This window comes from Trichocoleus sp. ST-U1 (genome assembly GCF_039961835.1).
In the GTDB taxonomy this organism is placed as follows: Bacteria; Cyanobacteriota; Cyanobacteriia; order Cyanobacteriales; family FACHB-T130; genus FACHB-T130.
This window is the reverse complement of the sequence record NZ_JAMPJZ010000042.1, coordinates 42,396-54,568: the sequence shown is the minus strand read 5'-3', so window position 1 is coordinate 54,568 and position 12,173 is coordinate 42,396. Positions and strand designations below refer to the sequence as shown.

At 48.6% G+C, this 12,173-nt stretch carries 6 protein-coding genes and 1 pseudogene; 2 read left to right on the top strand and 5 right to left on the bottom strand.

The genetic code is table 11. The annotated features are described in order from the left end of the window. Positions 1–97 precede the first annotated feature (97 nt). Positions 98–670: pseudogene (locus NDA06_RS15935) on the bottom strand (Uma2 family endonuclease). Between the two features lie 97 nt (positions 671–767). After that, on the bottom strand, positions 768–4,745 hold the full coding sequence (locus tag NDA06_RS15930; RefSeq protein ID WP_190987158.1) for a magnesium chelatase subunit H: 3,978 nt from the start codon (positions 4,743–4,745) through the stop codon (positions 768–770). 280 nt (positions 4,746–5,025) lie between these two features. Between NDA06_RS15930 and NDA06_RS15925 the strand changes: the two genes are divergently transcribed. Next, positions 5,026–6,315: a lipid-A-disaccharide synthase gene (locus tag NDA06_RS15925; protein ID WP_190987157.1), complete on the top strand. Its 1,290-nt coding sequence runs from the start codon at positions 5,026–5,028 to the stop codon at positions 6,313–6,315. A 3-nt stretch (positions 6,316–6,318) separates the two neighbouring features. Here NDA06_RS15925 and NDA06_RS15920 read toward each other — a convergent pair whose 3' ends face one another. Continuing rightward, positions 6,319–6,693: a hypothetical protein gene (locus NDA06_RS15920; protein ID WP_190410880.1), complete on the bottom strand. Its 375-nt coding sequence runs from the start codon at positions 6,691–6,693 to the stop codon at positions 6,319–6,321. Between the two features lie 355 nt (positions 6,694–7,048). Between NDA06_RS15920 and NDA06_RS15915 the strand changes: the two genes are divergently transcribed. After that, positions 7,049–7,684 (top strand): M23 family metallopeptidase, encoded by a 636-nt coding sequence (locus NDA06_RS15915; protein WP_347275884.1) that lies wholly within the window; start codon positions 7,049–7,051, stop codon positions 7,682–7,684. A gap of 276 nt (positions 7,685–7,960) precedes the next feature. Here NDA06_RS15915 and ftsH2 read toward each other — a convergent pair whose 3' ends face one another. Continuing rightward, entirely contained in the window at positions 7,961–9,841 is a 1,881-nt protein-coding gene (gene ftsH2, locus NDA06_RS15910; RefSeq protein WP_348251776.1) for an ATP-dependent zinc metalloprotease FtsH2, read from the bottom strand. Between the two features lie 553 nt (positions 9,842–10,394). Next, positions 10,395–11,681, bottom strand: a complete 1,287-nt coding sequence (gene petH, locus NDA06_RS15905) for a ferredoxin--NADP reductase (protein WP_190429953.1) — start codon at positions 11,679–11,681, stop codon at positions 10,395–10,397. Positions 11,682–12,173: the final 492 nt, after the last annotated feature.

The following is a 12,173-nucleotide window of genomic DNA, read 5'->3' as shown; positions in this document are numbered from 1 at the left end:
AGCTCCGTATACGGCATACCAACTCCCCAGTTTCTTGATGCTGATCTACTCCCTTATTGTGCAATCTCGATTATGAACTGGCACACTACTTGACCATTCATGCAGGAGGTCTATTGAGTACGAATCCAGGGAGAACATTTTCTCCGGATAAAGTAGTAGGTGATTGCAGCACTTCTACTTCTTGACCTTGGCGATAAATTTATACTTGCTTGGATTTGCGGTTAATTAACAAACCCAAAACAGTGCCATTGTCTCGATATTCTTTCATTTTCTCTTGAGCGACTTTCAAACTATCGCTTGGTGAAAGTAACTCAACTACAAAATCAGGACAAATGGGGGGGAATTTCTCTTTCTGCTGCTGAGTTAGCGCATCCCATCGTTCCAGTTTCACCCAAGCAGCATCAGGAGAACGATCCGCACCATTGGGGAGTTTGAAACCTGTTGATGAATCGAAAACTTTACCCAATCTATTTTGCTCGTTCCAAATCCAAAGTTGAGCAGTTAGTCCGGCGTTGCGATTTCCTGTTTCTCCCCCGGCGGGTGACATGATGATTAATTCTCCCGTAGCAGTGCGCTCAAATCTTAGATTTTCATTTACTTGGCAAAGCTGAAAAAATTGCTCGTCTGTCAGTTGAATAATTGGGTTTAGATTGAGGGTTAGGGCAGTCATTTCTCGATTTTGGATTTTAGATTTTGGATTATCTAAACCATGTAGAGACGCGATTAATCGCGTCTCTACAACATCCATACAAGGGTTTAGTCTACGACTATTCTATTCCTTCAATTCGGTCTTCAACCTCCTGATACAATTCGCGTAGCATTTGTAAGTTGCTTTCGCTGGTTTCCCAGTACCCGCGACCATTGACTTCGAGTAAGGTTGCGACAACTTTGCGGAAAGAGTGAGGATTGAGATTCATTAGCCGCTTCCGCATCTCTTCATCTTGGATAAACGTAGTATTTGTATCCTCGTAAATCCAGTTATCGACTGCACCAGCAGTTGCAGACCAACCCATCGTATTTACTAGGCGCTTCGAGAGTTCGCGGACACCTTCGTAACCGTGACTTAGCATCCCTTCGTACCACTTGGGATTGAGTAGTTTGGTACGGGCATCTAAGCGGACGGTTTCTGATAGCGTGCGGACTTGGGCGTTGGCGGTTGTAGTGTCAGCAATGTAGGATGCTGGCGTTTTGCCATCGCCGCGCAGAGTGGCGACAACCTTGGTGGGATCAGAGTCAAAGTAGTGAGACACATCCGTGAGACTAATCTCGGAAGAATCAAGATTTTGGAACGTCACTTCGGCGGTTTTCAGCGTTGCTTCAAAAATCTGACGCGACTGTTCCATTGTGCCTGGGCTATCGGAGGTGAAGGCAAAGGATTTGCGGCTGAGATACATATCTTGTAGCTCAGATTCGCTTTCCCAAGTGCTGTTTTCTACAGCCAGGTTGATATTAGAAGAATAAGAACCAGAGGCATTAGAGAAAACGCGAGTTGCCGCTTGACGCAGGTTGATGCCCATTTCCTCCGCCTGTAGTAAGGCGTGTTTGCGGACAAAGTTCATCGATAGGGGTTCATCGGCTTCTGCTGCCATCTTCACGGCTTGGTCAAGTAGGTTCATCTGGTTGATGAACAAGTCGCGGAAGACACCAGAACAGTTGATGACTACATCAACGCGGGGGCGTCCGAGTTCAGCCAGGGGAATCAGTTCCAGTTTGTTGACTCGTCCCAAAGCATCTGGCACAGGTTTTACGCCCACCATCCACATAATTTGGGCGAGGGATTCGCCGTAGGTTTTGATGTTGTCGGTTCCCCAGAGGACGCAGGCGATGGTTTCGGGATAGGCACCCGTTTCGGCCCGTTGCCGTTCTAGCAGTCGGTCTACAACGACTTTGGCGGATTTGACTGCGGCTGCGGTGGGGATAGATTGGGGGTCGAGGGCGTGGATGTTTTTGCCGGTCGGCAGGACATCTGGGTTGCGGATAGGATCGCCACCTGGCCCCGGAAGGATGTATTCGCCTTCTAAGCCTTTGAGTAAGGCACCCAGTTCGTTATCGGCACAAACTTGCTGGAGGCAGAATTCCAAATACTCAAATAGAGGCTTAATCGCTTCTGGATCAACTTTCGCATAGCCTGCTTTATGCAGGGATTCGATCCAAGGTTCCTTCTTGCCCATGTTGAAGAAGTTGAGCTTGGAAACGAGGGAAACGCGACCATCGGCGTCAGTTTGTTCTTTGACGAGGGCGGAAACAGCGGCACGAGTGGCAAGGGTGATGTCTTGCAACAGCTGGACATCTTCTAAGATGCCTTTGTCGTTGTTTTTGTAAATGTCGTCAATGTCGCGTCCGATGCTGTTGGCGATGATGCGAGGAAGACTGAGAATTTCTTCTTCGTTGCGGTCGAGAGAGGCGATATTGACCAAGGTCGCGATCGCTTCTTCTGCACTCGGCGGTTTCCCAACGACGTGCAAGCCACAAGGCAATAGCCGCGACTCAATTTCCATCAGTCTCCGGTACACCAAGCCGACGAGAGTATCCCGTTCCTCGGCTGTCATCTCTTTGGCATCTTTCTCAGGCAAGGCGATATCTTTATCTAGATTCACCATGCGAGACTTATCTACGATCGTGTTAACAATCTGGATGCCGCGTCCCGTATCTTTGAGAGTTTGATAAGAACCGATTAACTCGCTCAATTCCTGCAAACCCTTGTAGAGTCCAGCATTTTCTGCCGGGGGAGTTAAGTAGGAGATGGTTTCCGCGTAGCTGCGGCGCTTGGCAATGGTGGCTTCGCTGGGGTTATTCGCCGCGTAGTAGTAAAGATTGGGAGTATTCCCAATCAAGTTATCGGGGTAACATTCGTTAGACATCCCCATCTGCTTACCAGGCATGAATTCCAGCGACCCATGCGTGCCGAAATGCAGCACGGCGTCGGCTTTCCAAATTTGCTCTAAATAGGTGTAATAAGCGGCAAAACCGTGATGGGGACTGGCAGAGCGGGAGAATAGCAACCGCATCGGATCGCCTTCGTAGCCAAAGGTTGGCTGGACGCCGATAAAGACGTTGCCAAAGTGTTTGCCGAAGATTAATAAATTCTGCCCGTCGCTGTTGAGATGTCCGGGTGGTTTACCCCAGTTTTCTTCTAGCCGTTGAGAGTAAGGCGTTAAGTCTTCATACTCCGGAACTGACATCCGATAGGCGATATTCAATTCGGGAGTACTGTATTGCGCTTGGGCATCGTGGATGACTTCTTGCATCAACGCCATCGGTGACTCTGGCAGTTCGGGGAGGTCGTAGCCGTTCTGCTTGAGGGCTTTCATCACCTCGTAGATGGAACCAAATACATCCAGATAAGCAGCAGTTCCGACGTTACCCTTGTCCGGTGGGAAACTGAAGACGGTGATAGCAACTTTCTTTTGGAGTTTTGGCTTGCGGCGCAGGTTTGCCCATTTTAAGGCGCGTTGCGCGATCGCTTCTATGCGATCTTGAAGGGCGATCGCTTTCCCAGTGGCTCCATCCCTTCCGGAAAGGATAATCGGCTCAATCGCTCCATCTAGTTCGGGGATGGCAATTTGCAATGCCACTTGCACCGGATGCAGCCCTAAATCGCTATTTTCCCACTCTTCTGTTGTTTGAAATACCAGCGGCAGTGCCACCATGTAGGGGCGATTCAGGCGTTTGAGCGTGTCAATTGCTTTGGGATGATCTTGTCTAGCAGGACCACCGACCAGGGCAAATCCGGTCAGGGATACCACCGTATCCACGATTGTCTGGTTGCCTTGGAGGAAGAAAGCCTCAACTGGCTTAGAAAAATCTAAACCGGAAGCAAAGACGGGAATTACCCGTGCGCCCATTGCTTCGAGTTCCTGCACCATCGCCACATAATGGGCATCGTCGCCTGTGACGAGGTGAGTGCGTTGCAGCACTAAGCCCACACAGGGAGCCAGGGGATCTTTGAGATCGGCAGAAATATCGTTGCGGCTGTTGTACCAGTTGAAATATTCTTTGACATCCTCAAACATCTGGGGTGCCAAGGGGTGCCAGATCCCCATATCAACATAGGTGACGGGGTCTTTGTATTGGAAAGACGAGCCACGGCGCGTCTCTACACCCTTGAGAACGTATCTATCCGCCAGCATCAGCAGAAAGTTCTCTAGGTTTTCTGAGGAACCGCCTAGCCAATATTGGAAGCTGAGCATGAAGTTCCGAGCATCCTGCGCTTTGTCCATTGGCAGGTATTTCAGAACTTTGGGCAAAGTTTGCAGCAGCTTCAGCATCCCATCCTGGAAGCCGCTACCGGATTTTTCTTTGCGCTTCCGCATGAATTGGGCGATCGCGCTCTTAGATTGCCCTAGCTGGGCCATCGAGAAGCTGCCCATTTTGTTCAGGCGCATCACTTGCGGCATCGATGGAAAGACAACAGCGACATCAAGCGCGTCGCGGTGGGGTTCTACTGCCGCAACAACTTTATCGGCTAAGTCTTCAATAAAAATCAGGGAAGCGATAAAGATATTGGCACCCGCAACGTCTCGCTTAAAACCCTCGTAGTTTTCCGGGTCGCGCAATTCTTCAAGCAGATAGCCGCTAATTTCGATGGCTAAGCCGGGATGGTTCTCGTTAATTGAGCGAACCGCTCCTGAGAGGGCACTCTGGTACTGCGGCTCTAGCACGACATAGACCACCTTGAGTAGCGATCGCCCCCGCAGGTTGTCCGGGGCAATGTGGCGAATGGTGGACTTGACGTGAGTGAACATTCGCGTAGGCTCCAAATGATAACGTGTTCTCTTATTTTGGAAGGCAGAATTAAAGATACAGAAGTCTGAGGCGATCGCTCATCTTTCTGAATTCTGGGTTCTGATGATTGATTGGCTTATGAAGTGTTTTTACCAAAAAATGCTTACCCAGTGAGGGGTTTGGGCATTATCTGACACAATTCGATAAAAACTTTGCAACAATTTTTTATATTTATTGACAAATATGAAAGTGCTTACTCATTTTTTTGCAAATAAGTATTAAGTTTTGGAGAGGCGGGGAATGCCAATATCGGACATCTTGATTCTTTCAAATGGCCCTGGGGAGTTAGCGACCTGGGTTCGTCCTGTGGTAAAAGCTTTACGGGAACAACTAGGGGATGACCGTTTGGCAGTGCGGATCTCGGTCGTTCTGTCTCCTTGTCCCAACGCGAGTGGCAAAGAAGCAGAAATTGCCCAGTCTTACCCGGAAGTAGACCGAGTACAGGGGGCAGAGAAGTTTTGGGAGTTCTTACTGTGGGGAAAGACGGCGGAAAACTGGGATTGGCGCGATCGCGGTGTGGTTCTGTTTCTCGGTGGAGATCAAGTTTTTCCCGTCGTTATTGGCAGACGCTTGGGTTATCGCACAGTTATTTATGCAGAGTGGGACGCCCGTTGGCACAGTTTGATTGACCGATTTGGCGTCATGAAACCGGAACTCATCGCCCGCATTCCCCAGAAATATGCTCATAAGTTTTCGGTTGTCGGGGATTTAATGGCAGAAGCGGCAGAATTAAACACTAAAAATGAAAAATTAGAAATTTCCGAGGCAATCTATCCGGGCGAAACGATTGGGTTATTGCCTGGGTCGAAACCAGCAAAACTTGCTCAAGGAGTGCCTTTGTGCTTGGCGATCGCAGAATGCATCTATGCTAAACGTCCCCAAACTCGCTTTGTGATCCCCGTCGCGCCGACTTTGGATCTAAAAACTTTAGCTCGATTCGCCGATCCTAGGCAAAATCCAGTGATTGAGTTAGTCAAAGGCGCAACAGCAGAACTCATAACTCCCGATCCGCCAGAACTTCCGTATTTAAAAACAGCAGCGGGAGTGCGAGTAGAACTGTGGACGCGATCGCCAGCTTATGACTTACTATCTCAATGTTCTCTGTGTTTTACGACCGTAGGAGCCAATACTGCTGAACTCGCTGCTTTAGCCGTCCCGATGATTGTCTTATTGCCAACTCAACAACTGGACGCCATGCGAAGCTGGGATGGGTTGCCGGGCTTACTTGCTAATTTGCCAGTTCTCGGTTCTAGTTTTGCCAAAGCGATCAACTGGATTATCATGCAAAAAGTCATGGAACAAGGGCGTTTATATGCTTGGCCTAATATTTGGGCAAAAACCCAGATAGTTCCAGAATTACTCGGTAAACTCCAAGCGGCAGAAGTTGCAGAATTTGCTTTGGACTATTTAAATCATCCTGAAAAATTGCAGGAAATGCGCGATCGCCTCCGCAGCATTCGAGGTGAAGCGGGTGCTGCCCAAAAACTGGCAAAGCTAGTTTGTGAGGAGTTAGAAAGACAAAATGCTTAATTTTTAAGCACTACGACGCCCTAGTTCGTAGATCCCGCAACCGACACAAGCCAGCATTCCCATACTGATTGCCCAGCTGCGCCCTAAGCCAAGTTCTACTCCGTAGTTGCAAACCGCGCCAATCAGGAAAAAAGGCACAATGCTGAAAATAGAAGCATAGAAGGCATTTTGAGCTTCTCTACCCTTGCGAGTTCTGTCAAATTCTTCTTGTGAAGTGTAGAGCGATCGCTCAGCAAAGTTAAACCAGCGATTAATTTGCTCCATCACCCATTCGCTGACCGGAGAGCAACCGAGATATAAAGCCAGCGACCATAGACCTGCACCTGCGATCGCGGTCGCATTTAGCTCGAATCTAAACGGTAGAATTTCAATCAGCATGGGTTTTACAACACTATAGTAGTTACTCTTCAGGGATTTTAACAAAAGTCAAGAATCTGTGAATATAGGTTGTTCCTCACTGCCTAAAAAAGTTGTGAGGTGCCGACAATTTCCACCCTGGGACAGACCCCAGCTCAAAGCTTGACTGCCAAACTTGACACGGCAGCAATCTAAAGTAACATCTTTCGGTTAATTGGCTGCGTAGATAAGCACCACAGTTCTCGGTTATCGATCTTAATTCGGGCAAACGAAGAGTAAAGCAATGCAGCAAGGGTCCGTACCACAAAACCTTCAAAACCGCTTTCTCCATCCAAGACGATTTCTATTTTTATTAGGGCTGCCTTTAGCCTGGTTAATGCCAGCAGTAGAATTACAGCCAAAATCAGTTGAGGCATTGGAAGTTAGAGCAAGTTCGGCATTAACTGGCAATAGTTGGCAAGGGGCATCTTTCCCAGTTGAAAATTTTCAAGGCTATACTTCTGCATTTGGCTACCGTCGCTCTCCTTCTGGTTCTGGGGGTTTGGAATTCCATCGGGGCTTAGACATTGCTGCACCTGAAGGAAGTTACATTCGTAACTGGTGGGCAGGGAAAGTCGTGAAAGTCTCACAAGATAGACTTTGCGGCACCTCAATTACTGTGGAGTCCGGTGCGTGGCGTCACGTCTACTGTCACATGAAAGGGAGCGTGGAAACCGCCAATGGCGGTCGTTATTTCATCGATCGCAGCGGGGGTCTTGTAGTTTGGGAAGGGCAACAAGTGCCAGCAGGTGCCCGGATTGGTCGGGTAGGGATGACTGGGCGCACTACTGGCCCTCATCTCCACTGGGGATTAAAGTATGGCGATAACTATGTAGATCCGGCTCAGGTTCTTAAAGCAATGTATGCTCAACAACCCGGTAATGTTCGGCAAGTTGGGCAACGTTTGCTTCAACCGTCTAGAAGTCAGACATCATGGTGGAAACGTCAGGGGCAACGAACGATTGATTATTGATCGACTTGACAACATTTTCTTAGGCTCAATCCTTCTTACCTAAGACAAAAGCAATTCAAGGACTGGGTGCAATACATCAGTAGGGACATGGCAATGCCATGTCCCTACTTGTTAGAAACCGCAATATACTGCACTCAACTGAGAAACGTTATACAGGAACGCCCCGAAGATTGGCAGGCTCAAATCTTAGCAATAAAAGAACCCGTTTTTTTCAGGAAAACGAGTTCTTTTATAGAAGTGTTCTGTTTAAAGAACAAGCACTTTTAATTAAGGTAATTAAGGAAGTGCTACCTCTTTCTTAGGCACTTGGGCGCGTTCAGTTACAATTTGACGAAAGCGATCGCCCTCAATCGTTTCTTGGTCTAACAAAAGATCTACCAGATAGTCTACCAAGACTCGGTTTTCCAAAATCAGCCGACAAGCTTCCCGATAGCAATGCTCAACAATTGTTCTGACTTGGGTATCAATGCGAGTCGCTATTTCTTCAGAATACTCGCTACGGCTCCCCCAATCGCGCCCTAAGAATACTTCCCCATTCGGAGTTTCCAACGACAGCGGCCCCAAATCCGACATTCCAAAGCGCGTGACCATCTGCCGCGCCAGGGATGTCACTTTCTCCAAGTCATTCCAGGCACCCGTCGTTACTTCGTCGTCGCCAAAAATGACTTCTTCCGCTGCACGTCCACCCAAGATTCCGGTAATTCGAGCCAGCAGCTGCGATCGCGAAAACAAACCCTGCTCTTCACCCGGAGTATACCAGGTTAGTCCTCGTGCTTGACCGCGTGGTACAAGGGTGACTTTCTGTACCGCGTCGTGACCGGGTAACAGGGTGCCGATCACGGCATGACCGATTTCGTGATAGGCAATTAATCGCTTGTTCTTGCTATCCACCAGCGGTGTGCCTTCCATCCCCGCTACCACCCGGTCAACGGCGTCGTTGATTTCTAGCTCTGTAACCGCATCTTTCCGCCGTCTGGCGGTCAAGATGGCAGCTTCGTTGAGTAAGTTCGCTAAGTCAGCACCTGTAAAGCCTGGAGTCCGACGAGCAATGTTTTCCAGCGAGACTTCGGGAGCGATTTTCTTATTCCGCGCATGAACTTCCAGAACCGCAAGGCGTCCCTTCAGATCCGGTGCATCCACCATCACTTGTCGGTCAAAACGTCCCGGACGCAACAGCGCCGAATCCAGAACATCGGGACGGTTGGTCGCGGCAATGATAATAATTCCAGTATTGCCTTCAAACCCGTCCATTTCTGTCAAGAGCTGGTTGAGGGTTTGTTCCCGTTCGTCGTTTCCGCCGCCAATTCCTGCGCCTCTTTGCCGTCCGACGGCGTCGATTTCATCGATGAAGATTAAGCAGGGAGCGTTTTCTTTGGCTTTTTTGAATAAGTCCCGGACGCGGGATGCACCGACGCCGACGAACATCTCCACAAATTCCGAACCGGAGATGCTGAAGAAGGGAACCCCGGCTTCTCCGGCGATCGCTTTGGCGAGTAATGTTTTCCCGGTTCCTGGAGGACCAATTAACAGGACGCCTTTGGGAATTTTCGCACCTACGGCGGTGAATTTCTCTGGGAGTTTGAGGAATGTGACGACTTCTTCGAGTTCTTCTTTGGCTTCTTCGATCCCGGCGACGTCGTCAAATTTGACGCCGGTTTTGGCTTCCATCTGAAATCTAGCTTTTGATTTCCCGAAGTTCATGGCTTGCCCCGGACCGCCAGGAATGTTGCTAGAGCGACGGAATAGGAAGAACAGCCCAGCAATCAACAAAATTGGAAAAATTAAATTCCCCAAAAATCCCCAGATAGCTCCATCGTTGCGAGCGGGATGGGTATCAAAGCTGATATTTGCGTTTCTGAGCTTAGCAATCAATTCTGGGGCAGTTGTTGGCAAATCTACCCGCAGCCGTTGGATGCGGTTATCCAGATCCGGATCGACGGCTTCGACAATTGCTGTCCGACCCCCATCGTAGAGGTCAACACTGGTAACTCTTTGGGCATCTAGGTATTCCAGAAAGCGCCCATAGGTCATGCGGGTACTAGCAGTGTTTTTGCCCATATCGGTGGGAGCAGCAGCAAATGCCCCTTGCCAGAGGAAAAACCCTATGACTAAGGCGGGTAATGTCCAAAGTACTAATATTCTCCAGGAAAATTTCATAAATCGGTTGTCTCTAGATACGGCTAATAGAAGCAGATTCAGCGCAGATAAAGCGTTATCACAAACAAGGGATGAGAGCTGATTGAAGGAACTGAAACATTCCTTTTTTTACCTAATTGAGCAAGACTTTAGGCAGAAAATCCCAGCCAAAAGCTGGATTTGCTACCACCAGGACATTTAGGCTTGTCCCTATAGGGCGAACATTGGCACCTTAAACGTGAACTTAATTAAATTTAACTTAATTCTCATCATTGGATCAACTGACTGCTTTATTTATATCCTTTGAGGACTTTTGTCAAGAGAAAATAATCATTGCAGATATTCATCTGTGCGAATCTACGCCCACGCCTGAATATCTTGCAATGAATCAGGAAAATAACCTTCCTCCAAAGGATTGACGCGCCTGCTTCCCAGTTTCAATTCTGGTAAGACAGACGCGCCAGTTGGCTTGAAGCGAGCGCCATCAAACTGAGAAACCCAGTTTCTTAAAGAAACTGGGTTTTTATGAGAGTCAAGGAGAGACGACTAGGCAGGACTTCCAGCCAGTAGTAACCTAGTAGGTTTCTACGTGCCAACGACCAGCCTTCTTGATCGTTCTTTGGTATTCGCTCCAAGTCACCCCATCCTTGGCAGCAGCGGCGGAGAGGGCTTCATCAATGCCCCCTTCCATACCCTTCAAACCGCAGATATAGGTGTGGGTATTCTCTTGCTGAATCATTTTCCAGAGTTCATCAGCGTGTTCAGCCACCCGATCCTGAATGTACATTCTGCCGCCTTCGGGGTTTTTCTGTTCCCGGCTGATGGCATAGGTGAGGCGGAAGTTTTCAGGGTACTGCTGTTGCAGTTCTTCAAGTTCTTCCTTGTACAGGATGTTGGGGCTGGTGGGAATCCCGAAAATGAGCCAAGCTAAACCCTTGTATTCGTAGTCGGTGTTAACTGCTCTTTCATTTTCCTTGAACATCCGCCACAGGTAAGCGCGGAATGGCGCAATACCCGTTCCGGTTGCCAACATGATCACGTTGACATTCGGATCTTCTGGTAACAACATTTCTTTACCAGTTGGTCCAGTAATTTTCACATCGTCCCCAACCTGGAGATTGCACAGATGGGTGGAGCAAACACCATAGACCATTTCGCCCGTTTCTGGATGCTTATACTCTAGTTGCCGGACACACAGCGATACAGTCTTGTCATCAACCTTGTCGCCATGACGAGTCGAGGCAATCGAGTACAGTCTTAGTTTGTGGGGTTTGCCCTTGTTGTCATTTCCCGGCGGGATGATGCCAATACTTTGACCTTCTAAATAACGGAGATCCCCTTGAGAGATGTCAAAGATCAGGTGACGAACGGTGCCGATCCCACCCTCACCAACTAACTCTTCATTACTCAGACACTTACCAATAAAGGGATTATTCGGGCGGTAGATATTAACGGGAATATCTTTTTCCGTTTTTTCCTTCGCTTGAGTCATAGGCTTACTCTCTTTTGGTGCTTGAGTGTCCTGTGCGACGGTTTGCGAAGTGGCAGGAGCATTCGTTGCACTTGACTCAACGCTTGCGGCAGCAGGGGAGCTGGGGGAGCTACCCTTAGAGCCATTTGCTCCGTTGTCAGCACCCAGAGGGTGGATGCTGACAATTTTGCCGCCCAAACGAGCGATCCGTTGCATTTCTTGATTCATGCGATTGTAGGGCACTGTGATAAACACGCTGCCACTACGACGAATCGGGTAGTTTACGTTGTCAGTTGCTTCGTTCTGACGCAGGCCCACCACTTCATAAACAAAGACGCGGCTACCAGATTCTGAATTTGCAGTACCGTTGGCTGCTGTGGAATTGTACATTGCTCTTAAATATCTCCGAACCCACCTTCTGTTAACATTCTGCTACAAAGCGGTCTTTCCACCACATATCGCTCTGCTGACCGAGGGCAGGTAAAAGAGGGCAATGACTGAATCTGGATAGTTAACGTCGCTAATATTAGGGATATTCTTCCTCGCCGGATGGCGATTCGGAAACCCTTCGCTAGCTTTTTTTAGGGTAGCCAGCAATTTATTTAAATAATGTCTCCATTGAGTCAATTTAATTTTTCCTTTCTAAAAATGCACGGCACGCCGTAGCATAAATACTGAGCGAGATGATTCCACTGGGGTTAGCTTGTAGCGTCTATCCCGTTCTGGTAAGATACTGTGTAACATCTAGTATTAAATACTTACTGGACGAAGCTTGAGTCTTCCCCAACGGGCCTTACTCTAGGGTGCTGTAAGCTCCTACTGGTTATGCCTTCTTGCTGTGTCGCAAGAGCTGCAAGAGTAACCAACGGGGTGCCCTCCGGG

Excerpts from the sequence above, each read along its gene's own strand:
- NDA06_RS15915 (WP_347275884.1), top strand. The coding sequence starts at position 7,049 with ATGCCAGCAGTAGAATTACAGCCAAAATCAGTTGAGGCATTGGAAGTT.
- ftsH2 (WP_348251776.1), bottom strand. The coding sequence starts at position 9,841 with ATGAAATTTTCCTGGAGAATATTAGTACTTTGGACATTACCCGCCTTA.
- NDA06_RS15920 (WP_190410880.1), bottom strand. The coding sequence starts at position 6,693 with ATGCTGATTGAAATTCTACCGTTTAGATTCGAGCTAAATGCGACCGCG.
- NDA06_RS15925 (WP_190987157.1), top strand. The coding sequence starts at position 5,026 with ATGCCAATATCGGACATCTTGATTCTTTCAAATGGCCCTGGGGAGTTA.
- petH (WP_190429953.1), bottom strand. The coding sequence starts at position 11,681 with ATGTACAATTCCACAGCAGCCAACGGTACTGCAAATTCAGAATCTGGT.
- NDA06_RS15930 (WP_190987158.1), bottom strand. The coding sequence starts at position 4,745 with ATGTTCACTCACGTCAAGTCCACCATTCGCCACATTGCCCCGGACAAC.